Genomic DNA, 20,765 nt, shown 5'->3' on the forward strand with positions numbered 1-20,765 from the left:
AAAAGACATGAGCGTTGTCTCTCTGACCTTTTTTCGTAACAGGCAGCAGCAACGCTCGATTTTTAGCATCACACATCAATGCTGTGTTTCATTGAGGATCGCCGTAACCAGTTGCTCCAACTCTTCTGTCTCAAGCTGAGTGACCTGCTGCACGCTGTGTTTATCCATTCCCGTTAGCAATAAATTACGGGCAATTTGTCTGGCACTGCTTTTCATCCCTTGTTCAATGCCCTGCTCCAATCCTTGCTGAATACCGCGTTGAATTCCTTCCTCGAATCCCATTTTTTTCAATTGTTCTGCAATCGTCATAATGTCCTCCTGACCGGTTGATAGCGGTGCAGCCAGTGCGTCAATGAAATCTGCGGGTTTAGATGTGTTGCCCGCTTGTGCAATATAAAATAACAGCGCCCGACGCTGCGTCAGCGGCACCGACCAGTGTTCAAATAGTAACCCAATCTCTCGCGCCAACTCCAGCATATCACGGGTACGAATATGCTTCTGTACCAATTCCAGTAACGCCATACGCCGGTGCGTGCGAATCTCATCGTCCGGCATAACGGTTAAATCAACCAGTGGGAAAGGTTGTTCATACAGCGCTTGTGCCAGTATGGGATCGGCGAAGCTGTCCAGCCAGCGAAGGCTGTAAGGATAAGGTCGCGATCTGCCATGGTAAAACAGCAGGGGCACCACCAGAGGTAAACGATCGTGTCCTTGATCCAGATGTTGCTGCATGGCGGCCAGGCAATAGCGCAGTAGTCGGAAAGCCATCTGCTTTTCCAGGCGACTTTGGTGTTCAATCACGCAGTAAATGTACCCTTTACCTGCGGTGGTGCGCAGCGAGTACAGCACGTCCGATATCCGCGCACGCAGCTTTTCATCAATAAACGACGCCGACTCCAATTGCAGTGTGTTGAAATCACATCGCTCACGAATGCTATCCGGTAGATGGATAGTCAGAAAATCCCGTGCGACCGCGATGTCGCTCAGAAACAGTTTAAAGATCGCATCATGCGATGGCATTTCATCCCCTTTCTTGTCAGACACTGGCTAAAACTCAGTGAGGAGGATAAGGGGGATGCGGTATCAAAACAGAAAACGGCATAGGAAGTGGAAAGCGCCTCGAAGAAAACACGTTTTTCATGTTAAAAACAAGGCGCTAATCGTCGAAAAGAATCTGTTGCCGTCAGGCAGCTTCATGTTTTTCCATCGTCAGCCGCGCGGGAATCGCGTCAACACCCAGTGCCGGATGGCGGCAGAAGCGAACGACGTCACCGACCACCAGCAGGCTGGGCGACTGTGGTTGATAGCGTGCCAATAATGCCGGTAGGGTTGCCAGCGTCGCGGTCAATAGCCGCTGATCGGGCTGAGTACCGCGTTCGATAATCGCAACGGGCGTCTGCGCGGACAGCCCGTGTTCAATCAGGCGCTGACACAGCCGACTGCTGTGGCTCAACCCCATGTAGAACACCAGCGTTTGCTGGCTGTCCGCCAGCGTCGGCCAGTCCAACTGTGGTTCGCCATCGCGCGAATGCCCCGTCACAAAACGCACCGACTGCGCACAGGCACGGTGAGTTAGCGGTAGTCCTACCGCCGCGGCGCAGCCCGTCGCCGCAGTAATGCCCGGCACCACGTGACAGACAATTCCCGCCTGCTGGGCATAGTCCATTTCTTCGCCACCACGCCCAAAAATAAACGGATCGCCGCCCTTGAGACGGATCACCCGCTGTCCTGCCTGCGCTAGCTCGACCAACAACTGATTGATTTTTTCCTGCGACAGTCGATGACAGCCGCGCGTTTTGCCGACGTCGATACACAGCGCCTGTTCTGGCACCAGATCCATAATCTCTGCCGACACCAGCCGATCGTAAACCACAACATCCGCCTGCTGGATTGCTCGCAGCGCCTTCAGCGTCAGCAGTTCCGCATCCCCCGGACCTGCACCCACCAGCCAGATTTCACCACCGAGTACGGGCTGACGCCGCTGCCCCTGTGCCAATATTGATTGTGTTGTCATCATGTCACACCTCATTACGCCGTGGCGCTCAACCTGCTTTTTTCAGTTCATCGACCGTTATTGGTACATGCTGACTCAATAAGGCCTTCAGTTCGGGGATACAGGAACCACAGTTAGTGCCACATTTCAGCGTGCCGCCTAATGCCGCCACGCTATGGCACCCTTTACGAATCGCGCCGACGATGATCGCTTCACCGACGCTATAGCAACTGCAAATCGTCGCCCCTTGCGTCACCTGCCCCTGCGGTGCCTGACCCGCCAACAGCGCCTGACGCTCATGCGGCAACAGTGGCGGTGTGGCAAACGCCTGACACACCGCATCGCTGTCGATGCGTAGCGTTTGTGCACTGACATAACAGGCCAGCACGACGCGCCCCTCACGCCAGCCAATCAGGTGAAACACGCCGTTGCCCTGTGCGATCTGGCACTGCATATTTTCCAATCCATAATGCTCAGTTAGCCATGCTTGCCAGTCGTCTACCGGCGTGCGGTCGGCAAACAGATACTGCGTCACACCTTCATGGGGCACTTTGCTCCAATAGGTTGCAGGCGGCGGCAGAACATCATGCTCTGCGGGTAATGTTAATGGCGCTAAAACCGGTTCATCGGCAAAAAATAGCGTAGCCTGCCAGGCGGTATGCCACGGCTGGATACGCACCCGACTGTGTTTACTTTCCGGCTGACCGGAATACGGATCGGTAATCGGGGCAACTAAACTGTCAGCTCGCGCCTGAGCGCTGAACTGCTGATTCCAATGCATCGGCGCAAACACGCTGCCGCGCGCCTGCCCAACATCAAGGCGCGCCCGCGCCAACATCCAGCCATGAACCGATGACAGACGTACCAAATCGCCTGCCTGAATATCATGCGTCTGTGCATCCTGTGGGTGCAGTTCGCAATAAGGTTCGCTGATATGACGCATCAGACGGGCGGCTTTACCGGTACGCGTCATCGTGTGCCACTGATCGCGGATACGTCCGGTGTTCAGCACCAGCGGATACGCCGCGCTCCACGGGCTTTGCGGCAGCGACGGCGTGACCGCCACCAGACGCGCTTTGCCGTCGGCATGCCAGAATCGGCCATCGTCACCCAGTCGGGCGCGCCCGTGTGGGTATGTCGCATTCACCGGCCACTGTATCGGCTCCAACTGCTGCCACAGCTCATTGCTGAGCGTCGCCAACCCGCTGATATCAAACGCGCGGCTACCGTTATTCTCAAATCCAGACAGCGCCGCATGTTCACGGAAGATCTCTGCGGGATGCTGATAAGCGAACGCCTCAGCAAATCCCATGCGTTGTGCCACCTGACTCAGCATCCACCAGTCGGCTTTGGCTTCCCCCGGAGCAGGCAGAAAGGCGCGCTGGCGGGAAAGTCGGCGTTCGGAATTGGTCACCGTGCCGTCTTTTTCCCCCCAGCCTAGCGCGGGGAGTAAGATATCGGCGGTTTCTGCGGTATCGGTATGGCGCATCACTTCGGAGACGATTACCAGCGGGCAGCGCTCAAGCGCCTGTTTCACGCGGTCGGCATCCGGCATCGATACCACCGGGTTGGTGCCCATAATCCACACGGCTTTAATATCGCCGCATTCAACGGCGCGGAACAGATCTACCGCACTCAGTCCGGGCTGCGTCGCGACATTATCGCTCTGCCAGAAACGCCCCACGCGCTCGATATCCTGCGGCGTAAAACCCATATGACTGGCAAGTTGATTAGCCAGTCCGCCCACTTCTCGCCCGCCCATGGCATTTGGCTGTCCGGTTATCGAAAAGGGACCGCTACCGGGTAAACCAATTTTGCCGCTCAGCAGGTGAGCATTGATAATTGCATTGCATTTATCGCTGCCGGAAGACGACTGATTAATCCCCTGCGAATAGAGCGTCACCACCTTTTCACTTGTGCTGAACAGATGATAGAAACACTCGACATCGGCTTCATCCAACTGACAGAAATCCGCCACCTGCGCCACGGACCAGGCCTGTGCTGACTGTAATGCCTCCTCCACGCCGGAAAAGCGTTCTACCAATGCGTCGCGATCGAGACGCGAACCTTGTGCAATCCACTGCAGCAGGCCGTTAAACAGCCCCGCATCGCTGCCGGGCTGGAGCGGTAAATGCAAATCGGCGATATCGCAGGTTGCGGTGCGCCGCGGATCGATCACCACCACCTGCATCTGCGGTCGCTGCTGTTTCGCCTGCACCAGCCGCTGATACACTACCGGATGTGCCCAGGCGGTATTCGAGCCCACCAGCACCACGACATCCGCTTGTTCGATATCTTCATAATTACAGGGAACCGCATCCGCTCCTAATCCGCGCTTGTAGCCAATCACCGCCGACGCCATACACAGGCGTGAGTTGGTATCCATATTGGCGACGCCAATAAAGCCCTTCATCAGCTTATTCGCGACGTAATAATCTTCCGTCAACAGTTGGCCTGAACCATAAAACGCTACCGACTGCGGGCCGTGCTGCTGCATCGTCGCCAGCAGCCGTTCGGCTACCGTATCGAGCGCCCGATCCCAGCTAACACGACGGCCTTCCACGAGCGGCCACAATAGCCGGCCTTTCAAATCCAGCGTCTCTCCCAGCGCGGAGCCTTTGACGCACAGCCGCCCCAAATTGGCCGGATGTGCCGGATCGCCGCTGATCTTTACCGCACCTTGCCCGTCGTGTTCTGCCAGCACGCCACAGCCGACGCCACAATACGGGCAGGTTGTCCGACAGACGCGCGCGTTCATGATGCTTTCGCCATATCATGGTCTGTCAGACCAACGCTTTCCGGCACGGCCAGCGGTTGACGGCACACCCAGATTTCGTCGTCTTCTACGCGCACCGGCCAGGCGCGAACGTACAGCGCACTGTCATCCGTGCTGACGCCATCTCGCAGCTTGAAGCGTTTTTTGTACAGCGGAGAAATCACCACTGGTTCGCCCGCCACGTCACCGATCAACCCACGCGACAGCACATTCGCCCCGCTGCCCGGTTCGTGGTTTTCCAACGCGTACACCTGCTGCTCACTGCCCGGCAGGTGGAATAGCGCAATCTGTTGCTGTCCGAGGCGTGCCGCCATTCCGGCATGACGTGGAATGTCACCCAACGTTGCGACCTGTACCCACTCTGCTTCATGCACGGCGGGTTTGAGCGCGACCGGTTCTGGCGATATCGCTTTCTCATGCTCCTGCGCCGGACGGATCTGCCCGCGTTCTGGCACCATCACCACTGCTTCATCCGGGCTATCGCTGTTCAGGAAACCACGGAACAACGCCAGACGTTCCGGGCTTTCCAGCGTGGTTTGCCATTCGCACTGGTAGGCCTCCACCACGCGTTGCATCTCTTTATCTAACTCTTCGCCGATATTCAGACTGTCTTCCAGGATCACCTGGCGCAGATAGTCGATGCCACCTTCCAGATTATCCATCCAGGTGCTGGTACGCTGGAGACGATCGCCGGTACGGATATAGAACATCAACACCCGATCGATGGTGCGCAACAAGGTTTCGGTATCGAGATCGCTGGCAAAAAGATCCGCATGGCGCGGCTTCATGCCGCCGTTGCCGCACACATAGAGATTCCAGCCTTTGTCCGTGGCAATCACGCCGATATCTTTACTTTGTGCCTCCGCACATTCGCGGGTACAGCCAGACACCGCCATTTTGATCTTATGCGGTGAACGCAGTCCCTTGTAGCGGTGCTCCAACTGAATCGCCAGCCCGGTGGAATCCTGCACGCCATAGCGGCACCAGGTCGATCCCACGCAGGATTTCACAGTACGCAGCGATTTACCGTAGGCATGACCCGTTTCAAACCCAGCATCGATCAGTTCACGCCAGATCGCCGGAAGCTGCTCCAATCGCGCACCGAATAAGTCCACCCGCTGACCACCGGTGATCTTGGTATACAGGTTATAGCGCTGTGCCACCTGACCGATGGCGATCAGCCCTGCCGGTGTGATCTCCCCCGCCGGAACGCGCGGCACCACAGAATAGGTGCCATCTTTTTGGATATTGGCAAAGAAACGATCGTTGGTATCCTGCAACGGCAGGTGTTGTGGTTGCAGCAAATAGTCATTCCAGCAGGAGGCCAGCATCGACCCCACCAGCGGCTTACAGACTTCACAACCTAAACCATGACCGTAACGCTCAAGCAGGCTGTCAAACGAGCGGATTTCATGCACGCGGATCAGGTGATACAGCTCCTGACGCGAATAGGCAAAATGCTCGCAAATATCTTTCTTCACTTCGACGCCCAGTTGCGTCAGTTCGTACTCCATCACCTGTTTAAGCAATGGCACACAACCGCCGCAGCCCGTCCCCGCCTTGGTACAGGTTTTCAGCGCACCCAGTTCGCCGCAGCCGCCCGCTACCGCAGCGGAGATGTCACCTTTGCTGACGTTGTGGCAGGAACAGATCTGTGCGCTGGCAGGTAAAGCCGCCACGCCCAGCCCTTTCGGTGCATCGCCAGAACGCGCCGGTAAAATCAGCCCTTCTGGCTGTGCAGGCAACGGCATATCGTTGAGCATCATTTGCAGCAGCGTACTGTAATCACTGCTGTCGCCAATCAGTACCGCCCCCAGTAAATGCTTACCGTCGGCAGATACCACGATTTTCTTGTAGACCTCGTTCGGGCCATCCGTCCACTGGTAGCTTTGGCTTCCCGCCGTGCGCCCGTGCGCATCACCAATCGACGCGACTTCCACGCCCAGCAGCTTCAATTTGGTACTCATGTCTGCACCGGTAAATGGCGTATCGCGCTGCGCCAAGGTGTCCGCCACGCTGCGCGCCATCTGGTAGCCCGGTGCCACCAGACCGAAAATCTGGCCTTTCCACAGCGCACATTCGCCGATGGCGAAAATCGCGTCGTCTGAGGTCTGGCAATGGTCATCAATCACAATGCCACCGCGCGGCCCTTTCTCTAAATCACAGCTATCCGCCAATTTGTCACGCGGACGAATGCCGGCGGAAAACAGTACCAGATCGGTTTCCAACACGCTGCCGTCAGCAAAGCAGAGGCGATGCAATGCCTGTTCGCCGTCGGTGATTTCACGTGTTTCTTTGCTGACATGAATCTGTACACCTAGCGCCTCGATCTTGCGACGCAGCATTGCTGCACCGCCGTCATCCAACTGTACCGCCATCAGGCGCGGTGCAAACTCCACCACATGGGTGTCCAGCCCCAGCTGACGCAGGGCGTTGGCCGCTTCCAGCCCCAGCAAACCGCCACCAATCACCACACCGGATTTAGCCTTTTTCGCCTGTGCGGCAATCGCATCCAGATCGTCCAACGTGCGATAAACCAGACAGCCGGGGCGCGTATTGCCGGGAATCGGTGGAACAAACGCGTAGGACCCTGTCGCCAACACCAGTTTGTCGTAGGCGATTTCTCTGCCCTGTGCATCACATACGCACTGACGTTCCCGATCGATCGCGACGATCTCGCTGGCGCTGCGCAGCTCAATACCGCTCTCGACAAAAAAGCCCTCTTTTACCAGCGACAGTGAGGCGGCGCTGCGCCCGGAAAAATACTCAGAGAGATGAACGCGATCGTAGGCTTCATGGCGCTCTTCGCCAAATACCACGATGTGGTAATGCTGATGCAGATCACGTTCAACCAGTTGTTCAAGAAAATAGTGGCCGACCATACCGTGGCCAACGACCACTAAAATAGGTTTGCTCATGACAGGAATCCTTACAGCTTCAGGCTGTGAGTCAGAATCAGGGGAAGAAAGGCCGAAAAGCAGCGCGGCAGGCGGTATCATCTCGCCTTCAGTGGTGCTCTCCATCGCGGCCAGCAAACGCGGGCTGTCGTCGGTGTCGCCATATAGCAAGACACCGCTCAGCCGACCGTCGCGCAGGAGCAGACGGCGATAGTGCTGCGTCTGCGGATCAAACGTGGTGTACACCTCATCATTCGGCGCCACGTTAATATCGCCACCGCTGACCACACCAATTCCTGTGACTTTCAGCCGCGTCGTCGCCTGTTCACGCTGATAGTCTTGCGGGGCATGTCCAGCAAGGCGCTGTGCCACCAGCGTGGCATGAGCGAAACACGGGGCAACCAGCCCGACGATTTCGCCATTGAGTTCGCAGCATTCTCCAATCGCGCTGATATACGGGTCGGCGGTTTGCAACTGTCCGTCTACCAAGACGCCACGATTACAGGGCAAGCCACACTCGCGCGCCAGTTGGCTGGCAGGGATCACGCCAGCGGTTACTACCACCAGACCGGCGGGGATCGTGCGGCCATCCGCCAATGCGACAGCCGTCACGCCGTGTTCATCACCGTGCAGCGCCGCAACCTGTACATCCGTCATACAGGTAATGCCGCGCGCGCGCAGACTGTCGCACAACAGGTCGCTCGCCGTGGCGTCCAGTTGACGCTCCATCAGAACCGGAACGCGATGCAGCAAGGTGACGTCAGCCCCGCGCAGTTGCAGCGCCGCGGCGGCTTCAATGCCGAGCAAACCGCCGCCGATCACCACCGCAGGAACGGACTGAGCAATCGTCGCTAACATCAGTTCAACATCATCCAGCGTGCGGAAACCGCATACGCCAGCCAAATCGATACCGGGCATCGGCGGCATAAACGGCGTAGAGCCTGTCGCCAGCACCAGATGATCGTAATGCATCTGCCGTTGCGTCGTTGTCACCTCACGCGCTTGACGATCGATATGGGTGACCCGTTCACCCAACAGATAACTCACCGGCAGCGCCGCATCATCGTCGATAGCCGCAGGCGTCAGCAACGTATCCGTAAACGCTTTTTCGCCGCTCAACACGGGCGACAACAGGATGCGGTTATAGCTGACGCGCGGCTCATCACCAATCACGGTGATTCGATAGCGCGTCGCGGCCAGTTGCCGCAGTACATCGACGAATCGAGCGCTCGCCATCCCGTTACCAATCACTATCAGATGCGGTTTCATCATCGTTCTGGCCTCGCTCTCAGGCTGCTTTAGGCTGTTTTTCATATAAGAAATGCAGCACCTGCTGACGGTAATGGTGATAGCGCGGATCGTCAGCCAGCGCGACGCGTGAACGCGGACGCTCCAGCTCAACCGTCATGATCTCACCCACCGTCGCCGCCGGACCGTTGGTCATCATTAGCACACGATCCGACAGCAGCACCGCTTCATCTACATCGTGCGTAATCAGCACAATCGTGGTCTGCAAGCGTTGCTGAATCTCCATCACCGCGTCCTGAAGATGCGCACGGGTCAGCGCATCCAGTGCACCGAACGGTTCATCCATCAGCAACACTTTCGGCTTCATTGCCAATGCACGGGCGATGCCGACACGCTGTTTCATCCCGCCGGAAATCTCATTAGGCCGTTTGTTCAGCGCATGCCCCATGTGTACCAGTTCCAGATTGTGGGTAATCCATTCGTGCATCTCGTGCTTGTTCATCTGCCCACGAAACACCTGCCGTACCGCCAGCGCGACGTTTTCGTAGGTAGTCAGCCACGGCAGCAGTGAGTGGTTCTGAAAAACCACACCACGCTCTGGCCCCGGTCCGTCAATTTCACGGTTGTCACACAACAGGCCGCCGCTGCTCGGCAGCGTCAGACCGGCGATCAGGTTCAATAGCGTGGATTTTCCGCAGCCGGAGTGGCCGATCAGGCTGATCGTTTCTCCGGTGTGAATATCAAAACTCACTTGATCCAGCGCCAGAAATTCACCGCTGGCGGTATTGAAACGCTGGCTCACCTTTTGCACTTGAATAATCGGTGTTGTACGCATCGTCTGCTCCTTAGCGGTTGTCATAGCTGAAACGGTTAGCAATCCACACCAGCCCCTGCTCAAGCAGCAGACCGATAACGCCAATCACCACGATGGCGATGATGATGTTTTCTACATTCAGGTTGTTCCATTCGTTCCAAATCCAGAAGCCGATACCCACGCCGCCGGTCAGCATTTCTGCCGCCACAATCACCAGCCAGGCGACGCCAATCGACAGGCGCACGCCGGTCAATACGTTAGGCAGCACCGCCGGCAGCAGAATTTTGCGCATGATGGTGAATTCGGAGAGCTTCAGGACGCGTGCTACGTTCAGGTAGTCCTGCGGGATACGGCGCACGCCTTCGGCGGTATTGAGGATCATCGGCCAAATGGAGCAGATAAAAATGGTCCAACTGGATGCCGGTTCAGCACGCTGGAACAGCAGCAGGCCAATCGGCAGCCACGCTAGCGGACTGACTGGGCGCAGCAGCGAAATGATCGGGTTGAGCATGTTAGCCAGAAAGGTAAAACGGCCAATCAGGAAGCCCGCGGGAATACCCACCAGCGCCGCCAGCCCGAAGCCGATACCCACACGTTGCAGCGAGGCCAATACGTTCCAGCCAATGCCTTGATCGTTCGGCCCTGCGATATAAAACGGATCGGCAAAGAGGCTGAGCGCCGCAAGCCAGGTCGTCCACGGTGTTGGAAAGTTTTCGCTGTTGAGCGCGGCAATCTGCCAGACGGCAACCAGCAGCCCTAGCCCCAATACGGCAGGGAAAAGCTGCTGAAACAGCTTACGCAGCAGCGGTCGGTAGGCAAAAGCGGGAACCGTCGGCGATTTCTCAGGCGTCGCCGGTTTGGTTGGCAGAGGCGTAACCTCGGCGCTGTGTACGGTTTCGGGGGCGTTATCCGCGGTAATTGGAATGACCTGGGCCTGGTTTTTCATCATTAACCTCACTTATTTCTTCACGCTAAAACTGTTGGCATAGCCTGCCGGATCGCTACCGTCCCAGCGGCGACCGTCGATAAGCACGCTGCTGCGCATATCGCTACCGGGCAACGACACATTCCCTACGGCGTCAGCCGCCTGTTTGTAGATATCAATGCGGTTAACCTGCTTCGCGACGGCCAAATAGTCCGGCTCTTCGGTGAGCAAGCCCCAGCGTTTATGCTGGGTGAGGAACCACATCCCATCGGACAGATACGGATAGTTCACCGAACCGTCGTGGTAGAAACGCATCGCGTGTTCGTCCTTCCAGCTTTTCCCTAATCCGTTTTCGTACTGGCCCAGCATGCGTCCAACGATGGTTTCTTCTTTGGCATTGATGTAGGCGCGTCCGGCGATCACACCTGCCGTCTCACGGCGGTTGTCGTCTGAAGCATCAATCCAGCGCGAGGCATCGAGGATCGCAGCAGTCAATGCGCGGGCGCTATTCGGGTTGCCGTTCACCCAGTCGGCGCGAGTACCCAGCACTTTTTCCGGGTGATCCGGCCAAATGTCTTGTGAGGTGGCAGCGGTAAAGCCGATTTTTTCGCTGATGGCGCGCTGGTTCCACGGCTCACCGACGCAATAGCCAACCATGTTGCCAATCTTCATGTTCATCACCATCTGCGGCGGCGGCACCACGACGGTGCGCACATCGTTCAGTGGATGAATTCCAGCAGAAGCCAGCCAGTAATAGAGCCACATGGCGTGGGTGCCGGTCGGGAAAGTTTGCGCGAAGGTGTAGGTACCCGCCGGGCTGGCAGCAACATATTTTTGCAGGGCGGCGAGATCGGTAACGTTGGCTTCACGCAGTTGGTTCGCCAGCGTGATCCCTTGTCCGTTCTGGTTGAGCGTCATCAGTGCCGCCATGTTGCTCTGCGACCCAGACAACCCCATTTGCAGGCCGTACAGTTGCCCATACAAAATGTGCGCGGCATCCAGCTCGCCCGATACCAGCTTGTCGCGCACCGCCGCCCAACTGGCTTCTTTGCTGGGAACGATGGTGATGCCGTACTTCTTATCAAAGCCTTTCACTGCTGCCATCACAACCGAGGCACAGTCCGTTAACGGGATGAACCCAACCCGAATTTCCTTTTTTTCTGGCGCATCGGAACCCGCAGCCCAGGCGCTATTCATCAACCCCGGCAACATCAGGCTGCCTCCCAGTGCGGCGCTCCCCAACAGAAATTGGCGGCGAGAGACGGTCATGCTTTTGGTTTTGGAATCACTCATCAACGACACCCTTACGCAAAACACCCTTTCAGGTGGTAAAAACAAAAACGGCGTCCACAAGCCCATGCAGAATCTGCACGCTTATGGACGCCGTTGTCCGATTAACACCTTCCGCACCGCCGTTGGCCCGAAACGCATTATGAATGTTTGGTTATTGCTAATGAGTTAGAGCAAGGTTTGTGCCAGCTATCACAGTTTTGCGTATTCACGTGAGGGATTATTTAATCGAGAGGTGAATTGAAATTTCGATAACAATATGTAATTTAAGGTTATTATTTCGTGCGCCAGAATATTGCCATTTCTATGCTACGCCGTAGCACGCGCCCGACACGGGGCGCTCAGTCGCCGACGCCCCGTGACCCGCGGCTTTCCGCGAGAAATAACGTCGCTACGCGATACCTTCAGAAAAAACAGCCTCTTAACGGACCGCCGTTGACGCGTTCCCGACGCGGCAACGGCTTTCGCGGCTTCCCTGCCGCTCATCCTAAGACTGTTTTTCCTTCAGCGTTATTTACGCTCATCACAACACAACGACAGCGAGAACCCGCTACGCACGAAACCACTTCACACCGTCAGTTACTCAGCTATTTTCCCACTCACAAGACGGCGTCTTGCACCGCGAGCAAGCAGAACACGCACAGTTCATGTGCATATACCTCTTAAGGGGTATCATTGAATACATCGGCCACCGCGAGCATCGCCGTTGCAATATCGATCAGCTTTTTATTCTGGCTCATCGCCATGCGGCGCAGAGTTTTGTAGGCCTCTTCTTCACTTAACCCACGGTGCTGCATCAGCAACCCCTTCGCACGATCGATCTGTTTTCTTTCATTCAACGTGGCTCGCAGCGCAGCCAATTCATGATCCTGCGCCTGCAAGCGCCGCGACTGTTGCTGCACCAGCGACAGCAGCGATCGCCCCAGCTGTGGGCTGACGCCGTCGCTATGTAACCAACCGGGTTGCGCGTTTTGTCCTTCCACGTCGTGACCGGCGATAAATATCGAATAACCGGGATCGTCACTTTCCTGCTGCACCATTAGCTCTTCAAAATCTGCCCGTTGATCGCTGCACGCCTTCTCCGCTGCCGCAATACGCGTTCGACAGCGCTGCATCAGCGTCAGCTCCAGTTCATCTTCCATTTTTTTCATTTCATCAATGCGCCGCGTGGCAATCGAAAACCAGTGCAGGCTATCGGCTTCCGACAGTTTTTCTACCGGGCTGCGAGTGCACACGATGCGACGCAGACGTTCAAACTCGCTGTCCACCGCGATAGTGCACCAACGCTGCTGGCTTTCTTCGTCGCTAAAATTCAGGAAGGTATCGAAACAGCGTTCCTGCCGTTCAATTAAATCCAGCAGCTTTTGCCGGGTGTCCTCATCGACACTCCCCACAGCATAAGCCGCCGCACCGACAGCACGCTCCTGCCCCGCCAGCTCTTTCCCTTGCATAAAACTGAACATGGCAATCAGCGCACGGGAAATCCCCGGATCGGCTGCCGTGTCCGACACCTCAAAAACCAGCGCCAATAGGTTACGAATAATGTCGTTGAAGAATGTCATCGCCTGCGGCTGGGGCAGCAAACGCTGGCGAGTCTGCTGACGCAGCGCGGGCAGCAGACTCAACGCATAGACCACGCTGGCAACACGGCTGAATAGGCGACTCGCCTGCGGCAATTCCGCCGTCATTTTCTCCAACCCGGCCAGATGCGTCATCAGATTCGTCTGCGCCACCTGTACATCTCTTTCACGTAATACCAGTTCGTCGGCGAACAATCGGCCATCGGAGCAAAGAAACAGGTTGGTCGTTCCTCGTTCACGCTGCAATAGATGCACAAGCTGGCTGATTTTTCCCACCAGCTCACCGCTTTGCAGCAGGTAACGCAGGCTGTTCAGCTCACACTGGCGCGAGGCGAGTAAAAATCGAATTGTTGTTGAAGGCTCCGCTACCATTGCTGTCTCTCCTAAAAAACCATCTTTAGGAATATGCAATTAGTACGCCAGTTACATCAGCCTACAGCGGGCAAGCGGCAAGGGCATGTTGCCCGCACGGTGACAGCCGCTCTCGTACACTTTTCACCTTAATTTTTAAACTCCGTTGCTAAACCTTCCCCATCTCAACAGTTACGCTCTTCATCGTTACTAAAACAGTTTTATAGCCATAGCACGATACTGACACTTGCACGGAAGCAGAAAGAACCGCGGTAAAAATCGCATCGTAGCTATGCCACAGCCCATAGGAGCGCATGAACATGGCGAGTTTATCTGAACAAGAAAGTTGGATTGATGGGATTTACCAGCTTGAAACATCAGACCCGGTTGTCGCGGGTCCAGGGGGAATTTCCAATCGTCAGGCTGAGCAATTAGCCAACCGCACGGCTTACCTGAAAAAAATGCAGGAAACCACTGGCGAGAATTTGCAAAAGCATCTCGCAGCCAGCGATCCGCATTCGCAATATGCGCCCAAAAATAGCCCGGTACTAACGGGAACGCCCACCGCGCCAACGACAGCGCAAACAGCAAATAACACACAGATTGCTACCACGGCATTTGTGAAATCGGCCATTGCCGCACTGATCAATGGTTCGCCAGCAGCACTGGATACGCTGCAAGAGTTAGCGAATGCGTTAGGCAATGATCCAAATTTTTCAACCACCATCTTGAATAAGCTGGCACAAAAGCTGGAGAAAGAACAAAACGGTGCAGACATCCCCGACAAGGCCAAATTTCTGGCTAACATCGGGTTAAAATCTGCTGCCACACGTACTGTAGGTACAGGTGCCAGCGATATTCCCGATATTGCTATTGGAGATGGCCGCTATTTAGAAAAAACGACCACGGCGGTAGCAGCAACGAAACTGGCCGCAGCGAGAAAGATTGCAGGCGTATTGTTTGATGGTACTGCGGATATTGCCCTGATGCCTGAAAATATCGGGGCCTTACCGGCGACAGGGACAGCGATAGCAGCCACAAAATTAGCTGTGGCAAGAACGATCAACGGTATGGCGTTTGATGGCACAGCGAATATTTCACTGACTCCGGCGAGTGTGGGAGCATTGCCAACGGCAGGAACAGCAGCGGCGGCGACTAAGCTAGCAGTGGCACGAACGATCAACGGCGTGGCGTTTGATGGCACAGCGAATATTTCACTGACTCCGGCGAGTGTGGGAGCATTGCCAACGGCAGGAACAGCAGCGGCGGCGACTAAGTTAGCAGTGGCACGGACGATTAACGGCATCACGTTTGATGGCACAGCGAATATCTCACTTACCCCAGCAAATGTTGGGGCATTGCCCGCCGCAGGTACAGCGGTGGCTGCCACCAGATTAGCGACAGCCCGAAAGATTAATGGCGTTTCGTTTGATGGTACGGCGGATATTAATCTATCCAGTGAGTTTCCAGTCGGTGTCCCTATTCCATACCCATCAGCAACCCCGCCTACGGGCTGGATAAAGTGCAACGGGCAGTCATTTAATAAATCACTGTATCCGATTTTGGCGTCTCTCTACCCATCCGGTGTATTACCAGACCTACGCGGCGAGTTCGTGCGTGGTTGGGATGACGGGCGCGGCGCTGATACAGGGCGCGCACTGCTGAGCTGGCAAAATTTTGATATTCAATCTCACAAGCATTCAGGCGGTATATCGCGTCGATATGAATGGGGGGGGTATATCGACGGATGGGGCGATCAAGGAGCAGGAGGCGTCGATAACTACGACCCATCGGATACAGGATCAGTTGGTGGAAATGAAACTCGTCCACGCAATATCGCCTTTAACTACATCGTGAGAGCAGCATAATGAGCAACTATTCAACACAAATTAAAAACGCAGAACTGAACGAACACGGCTTAGCCATCAATACGGGATGGATTACCGTTTATCACGTGAACCCGACGACGCGGGAATACCAGAGCGCCAGCTATGAATATGTAATGCAAGGTGTTGGTCTTCCTGCCGACAGCTACGCCGACGAACCGCAATTGCCGCCTGTTGGCCAAGCCCTGCGCCGTTCCGCTGATGGCACATCGTGGGAGCCGGTGCCGGACTATCGCGGTCAGACGGTTTACAGCACAGAAACCCGCCAGCCGCAGACGGTGATGCAATTCGGTGAATTGCCTGAAAATATGACATTTCTGGCTCCTGCAACCGAATTTGATCGGTGGGATGGGACGACCTGGGTGACAAACCTCGAAGCACGACAGCTTGCTGCGACCAAAAGCCTTCAGCAGGAACTGGCGGCACGGCGCGCGACAGCAAATACCCGGATTACCGAGCTGGGCTACGCAGTGGACTTAGCTATCGCCACGGATGAGGAGCAAGAACGGCTAACCCAATGGAAAATTTATCTGGTCACGTTGAGCCGCATTGACCTCACCACCGCACCCGTTGTGTGGCCAGAAGCGCCTTCCGTCTAATCGGTAACACCAGCAATTCATTATATATACCCTAAATAATTCGAGTTTCAGGAAGGCGGCAAGAGAAGGAATCCCGATGAGCTTACTCAGGTAAGTGATTCGGGTGACTGAACGCAGCCAACGCACATGCAACTTGAAGTATGACGGGCATAATCATGGTGTGCCATATTTAGCGTTCGGCACACCCATAATTTCAGTTCCTTTAGGCGGAGTATTCTGATAATTCCCCATTATTATTCATCATGAAATGTAAAATTTAATAAAAAATGAAACTGTTATATTTATCAATTTCACATCTGTACTAATTAAACTCACAATCAACTTTAATACTGAATATATAGCGAAATAAAAAACCAAAAAATTAACACAAGCAACATCAAAAACCAAATATATCTTAAAATAAGAATATAAAACCAAAATAGCAAAATTAAAGATAAAAAACCCGAATCGACAAACTGTACTATTTATTCGTTATTTTTTGCACGCTATAATCCCCGCACGTTTCACTCACTATTTATTCTTATCTCAATTCAATCAGTGAAGTTAATTTCTGGCGGATGCAAATGCCGTCGGCGGTAATTTATTCGCATTTTATTCATCACTATTTATTCCGGCAAGCATCGGAATAGCTGCATTTTCCTGCCTTAAGCTAGGAGCGTAACATGTTTGATGTCGTCGAGCTGTCGCGGCTGCAATTTGCCCTGACTGCCATGTATCACTTTCTTTTCGTCCCACTGACGCTGGGGTTGTCTTTCCTGCTGGCCATTATGAACACGACTTACGTGTTAACTGGCAAGCAGATCTACAAGGATATGACGAAATTCTGGGGCAAGCTGTTCGCCATCAACTTCGCACTGGGCGTAGCAACCGGTCTGACGCTGGAATTCCAGTTCGGTACTAACTGGTCTTACTATTCTCACTATGTGGGCGATATTTTTGGCGCGCCGCTGGCGATGGAAGGGCTGATGGCGTTCTTCCTGGAATCCACGCTGGTTGGTCTGTTCTTTTTCGGCTGGGATCGCCTGACCAAAGTCCAGCATATGTTGGTGACCTGGTTCGTTGCGCTGGGCTCCAACTTCTCCGCCCTGTGGATTTTGGTCGCCAACGGCTGGATGCAAAACCCGATTGCCGCCGAATTCAATTACGAAACCATGCGTATGGAAATGCTGAGCTTCGCTGAACTGGTGTTGAACCCCGTCGCACAGGTGAAATTCGTACATACCGTAGCGGCAGGCTACACCGCCGGTGCGATGTTCGTGCTGGGCATCAGTTCTTACTATCTGCTGAAAGGCCGCGATATCGCATTTGCCAAGCGTTCGTTCGCCATTGCCGCCAGTTTCGGTTTGGCCTCGGTGCTGTCCGTCATCGTACTGGGCGATGAATCCGGCTATGTGATGGGCGATGTGCAAAAAACCAAGCTGGCAGCGATCGAAGCCGAGTGGGAAACGCAGCCCGCACCAGCCTCTTTCACGCTGTTCTCTATTCCTAATCAGGAGACGATGCAGAACGATTACGCTATCCACGTTCCTTACCTGCTGGGGTTGATTGCCACCCGTTCACTCGACAAACCCGTAGTCGGCATTAAAGACCTAATGGCACAACATGAGATACGCATTCGCAACGGTATGACGGCCTATGGTCTGTTGGAAGAACTACGCTCAGGCAACACCGACCTCACCGTTCGCGCACAATTTGAGGCTGCCAAGCACGATCTCGGCTATGGCTTATTGCTTAAGCGCTATACCGATGACGTCGCCAACGCCAGTGAAAATCAGATTCAACAGGCCACGAAGGATTCAATTCCTCGCGTCGCCCCGCTGTATATCGCGTTTCGGCTGATGGTGGGTTGCGGCGTGCTGATGCTCGCTATTTTTGCCCTGTCGTTCTGGAGCGTGATACGTGGCCGCATGGGACAACGTAAATGGCTGCATCGCGCGGCGCTGTACGGCATTCCCTTGCCCTGGATCGCCATTGAATCCGGCTGGTTTATCGCTGAATACGGTCGTCAACCTTGGGCAGTCGCCGAAGTTCTGCCTACCGCTATCGCCAATTCGTCTCTGGAAGCACACGATATTCTGCTGTCGATGGGGCTGATTTGCGGACTGTATACGCTGTTTCTGGTTGCGGAACTGTATCTGATGTTCAAGTTTTCCCGACTGGGGCCAAGCAGCCTGAAAACCGGCCGCTACCACTTTGAACAACTGACAACACCGCCACTCGCGACACCTGCAAAACCGTAACGGGAGCCATAATAATGCTGGATTATGAAACATTACGCCTGATTTGGTGGGGATTGATTGGCCTGTTGTTTATCGGCTTCGCCATCACCGACGGCTTTGACATGGGCGTGGGCATTCTGCTGCGCCTGCTGGGCAAGAACGATACCGAACGGCGGGTGATGATTAATGTGATCGCCCCACATTGGGACGGCAATCAGGTCTGGCTGATCACCGCGGCAGGCGCGTTGTTCGCCGCCTGGCCGATGGTTTATGCCGCCGCGTTTTCCGGTTTCTACTTCGCTATGATTCTGGTGCTCGCCGCTCTGTTTTTCCGCCCGGTTGGCTTTGATTATCGATCCAAGTTGGAAAACCAGCGCTGGCGCAATATGTGGGACTGGGGCATTTTCATCGGCAGTTTCGTCCCCACGCTGGTGTTCGGCATCGCATTAGGCAACCTATTGCAGGGCGTGCCGCTGAGCGTCGATATGTATTTGCGCCTCACCTACCACGGCGGGTTCTTTGGCCTGTTGAATCCGTTCGGGCTGCTAGCGGGGTTAGTGAGTGTCGCCATGATCGTCACCCACGGCGCGATTTACCTGCAAATGCGCACCACCGATGCACTTCAGCGTCGTGCGCAAAAAACCGTTCTGATCGCCAGCACGCTGATGAGCATCACCTTCTTACTGGCTGGCCTCTGGGTGCTGTTCGGCATCGACGGCTACGTGATTACCTCCACGCTGGATAAAGCAGCCCCGTCTAACCCGCTGAATAAAGAAGTTGTCCAGCAGGCTGGGGCGTGGTTAACCAACTTTACGGCCCACCCTGCGCTGTGGGCAATTCCTGCACTGGGTGTGGTTCTGCCGTGGTTCACCTGTCTCTTCTCTCGCGTAGACCGCTGCGGCTGGGGGTTTCTGACCTCGTCATTGACGATTGTCTGCGTGATTCTGACGGCAGGGGTTACGCTATTCCCGTTCGTGATGCCTTCCAGTGTCGATCCCAACGTCAGCCTAACCATCTGGGATGCCACATCCAGCCAGCTTACGCTTCAGGTGATGACCATTCTGGCCTGTATTTTTGTTCCCACCATCCTGCTTTATACCAGTTGGTGTTATTACAAAATGTTTGGCCGGATCGATGCCCGCTACATCGAAGCCAATAAGCATTCCGTTTACTAACGACTTGAGGAGAAAGAGCATGTGGTATTTCGCCTGGATACTCGGCACGCTGCTGGCCTGCGCGTTCGCGCTGGTCACCGCACTGGCAGTAGAGAATCATGAAGCGGGCAAAGACGCTTCCAGATAAAAAGACGCTCTGCCATCACGGGTTTCATCATGCCGTGCTGATGACAATCAGGGCAGACGAAATCCGCCAAGGGCGCTAAAATGCAAACACAGCGCCCCAAGCGGATGCCCTTTTCAACCTGAAATCAGACGACAACATGACAACGCCCAGACAGGACAAAACACCGTGGTGGAGCCAGGGGAAAACCCCGGACTACCGTTTTTCATTAGCGAATGAGCGCACCTTTCTGGCGTGGATTCGCACCGCGCTGGCGTTTCTTGCCGGCGCGGTGGGTATCGATCAATTTACCGTGCATATCGATCCGCTGTTGCGTCAGGGGCTGTCGCTGTTGCTCGTCATCAGTGCGGCGCTACTGGGAGGCTTGGCCTATCGTCGGTGGGTCAGTAATGAGAAAGCGATGCGTCAGGAAAGCAATATGCCGTATACGCCAATGCTGCTGATCGTGACGCTGTTTATCACCCTCATTGCCATCGCGCTTGCGGCGATGATTCTGTTCGGGTAGTGCATGGACACGACACGCGATCCGGGATTACAGCCACAGCGAACCGGCATGGCCTGGTCACGTACGCTGTTTGTGATGCTGATCAACAGCCTGCTGTGTTTTCGTCTGAGCATGGTGGATGACAGCCGAGTAGTGTTTGCCTGCGCCATGCTGTTGTTATGCATTTCCGCGCTGATGTCGGTGCTAGCGATTGCGCGTTATCGTTTTAATGCCCGTTGCCAGTTGGTGCTATCGCGCATTAGTCACGGGCTGATCGTGTTCACGTCATCATCAATTGTTATCACCGCGCTGGTCTTGCTACTCCATTTCAGCGGCGTGGGGTAAGCCCCCATTTTCTGTACTTTTTTCTGAAAAGAAAGGTTTTTGGAAAAGAAAGGCGGTGA

15 protein-coding genes are annotated in these 20,765 nt (G+C 55.0%); 7 read left to right on the forward strand and 8 right to left on the reverse strand.

The window, feature by feature from the left end; genetic code table 11:
- Positions 1–75: 75 nt before the first annotated feature.
- The 8 genes from E2566_RS14135 to E2566_RS14170 all read right to left on the reverse strand — a co-directional run bounded on the left by E2566_RS14135 (position 76) and on the right by E2566_RS14170 (position 13,895).
- Complete coding sequence (locus E2566_RS14135; protein ID WP_107168454.1) at positions 76–1,020, reverse strand: Rpn family recombination-promoting nuclease/putative transposase; 945 nt, start codon at positions 1,018–1,020, stop codon at positions 76–78.
- Positions 1,021–1,183: 163 nt separating this feature from the next.
- A complete protein-coding gene (gene cobA / locus E2566_RS14140; protein ID WP_107168453.1) occupies positions 1,184–2,017 on the reverse strand; it encodes a uroporphyrinogen-III C-methyltransferase in 834 nt (277 codons plus the stop codon).
- A gap of 25 nt (positions 2,018–2,042) precedes the next feature.
- A complete protein-coding gene (locus E2566_RS14145; protein WP_107168452.1) occupies positions 2,043–4,751 on the reverse strand; it encodes a nitrate reductase in 2,709 nt (902 codons plus the stop codon).
- Positions 4,748–8,935: a nitrite reductase large subunit NirB gene (gene nirB, locus E2566_RS14150; protein WP_107168536.1), complete on the reverse strand. Its 4,188-nt coding sequence runs from the start codon at positions 8,933–8,935 to the stop codon at positions 4,748–4,750. Before nirB ends, E2566_RS14145 begins: the two co-directional genes overlap by 4 nt.
- A 19-nt stretch (positions 8,936–8,954) precedes the next feature.
- A complete protein-coding gene (locus E2566_RS14155; protein WP_025919247.1) occupies positions 8,955–9,749 on the reverse strand; it encodes an ABC transporter ATP-binding protein in 795 nt (264 codons plus the stop codon).
- A 10-nt stretch (positions 9,750–9,759) separates the two neighbouring features.
- Positions 9,760–10,674 (reverse strand): nitrate ABC transporter permease, encoded by a 915-nt coding sequence (gene ntrB / locus E2566_RS14160; protein ID WP_107168451.1) that lies wholly within the window; start codon positions 10,672–10,674, stop codon positions 9,760–9,762.
- A gap of 12 nt (positions 10,675–10,686) precedes the next feature.
- Positions 10,687–11,946 (reverse strand): CmpA/NrtA family ABC transporter substrate-binding protein, encoded by a 1,260-nt coding sequence (locus E2566_RS14165; RefSeq protein WP_107168450.1) that lies wholly within the window; start codon positions 11,944–11,946, stop codon positions 10,687–10,689.
- A 659-nt stretch (positions 11,947–12,605) separates the two neighbouring features.
- Positions 12,606–13,895, reverse strand: a complete 1,290-nt coding sequence (locus tag E2566_RS14170; RefSeq protein WP_107168449.1) for a nitrate regulatory protein — start codon at positions 13,893–13,895, stop codon at positions 12,606–12,608.
- Between the two features lie 299 nt (positions 13,896–14,194).
- Here E2566_RS14170 and E2566_RS21885 point away from each other — a divergent pair, with 299 nt between their 5' ends.
- From E2566_RS21885 to E2566_RS14210, 7 genes are all read left to right on the forward strand, one after another.
- Positions 14,195–15,742, forward strand: coding sequence for a phage tail protein (locus E2566_RS21885; protein ID WP_240618612.1), 1,548 nt, complete (start codon positions 14,195–14,197; stop codon positions 15,740–15,742).
- Entirely contained in the window at positions 15,742–16,359 is a 618-nt protein-coding gene (locus tag E2566_RS14185) for a tail fiber assembly protein (RefSeq protein WP_107168448.1), read from the forward strand. The genes E2566_RS21885 and E2566_RS14185 overlap by 1 nt, the downstream gene beginning before the upstream one ends.
- A gap of 662 nt (positions 16,360–17,021) precedes the next feature.
- The gene (gene cydA / locus E2566_RS14190) at positions 17,022–18,599 is read left to right on the forward strand and encodes a cytochrome ubiquinol oxidase subunit I (RefSeq protein WP_107170514.1); all 1,578 of its coding nucleotides are present in this window, start codon (positions 17,022–17,024) and stop codon (positions 18,597–18,599) included.
- Between the two features lie 14 nt (positions 18,600–18,613).
- Positions 18,614–19,753 carry a cytochrome d ubiquinol oxidase subunit II gene (gene cydB, locus E2566_RS14195; protein WP_107170515.1) on the forward strand — a complete coding sequence of 380 codons (1,140 nt, stop codon included), beginning with the start codon at positions 18,614–18,616 and terminating at the stop codon, positions 19,751–19,753.
- 19 nt (positions 19,754–19,772) lie between these two features.
- Positions 19,773–19,880, forward strand: a complete 108-nt coding sequence (gene cydX / locus E2566_RS14200) for a cytochrome bd-I oxidase subunit CydX (protein WP_107170516.1) — start codon at positions 19,773–19,775, stop codon at positions 19,878–19,880.
- A gap of 136 nt (positions 19,881–20,016) precedes the next feature.
- A complete protein-coding gene (locus E2566_RS14205; RefSeq protein ID WP_107170517.1) occupies positions 20,017–20,382 on the forward strand; it encodes a YidH family protein in 366 nt (121 codons plus the stop codon).
- A 3-nt stretch (positions 20,383–20,385) separates the two neighbouring features.
- A complete protein-coding gene (locus tag E2566_RS14210; RefSeq protein WP_107170518.1) occupies positions 20,386–20,706 on the forward strand; it encodes a DUF202 domain-containing protein in 321 nt (106 codons plus the stop codon).
- Positions 20,707–20,765: the final 59 nt, after the last annotated feature.

Origin of the sequence: Pectobacterium punjabense (genome assembly GCF_012427845.1) — a bacterium.
GTDB lineage: Bacteria > Pseudomonadota > Gammaproteobacteria > Enterobacterales > Enterobacteriaceae > Pectobacterium > Pectobacterium punjabense.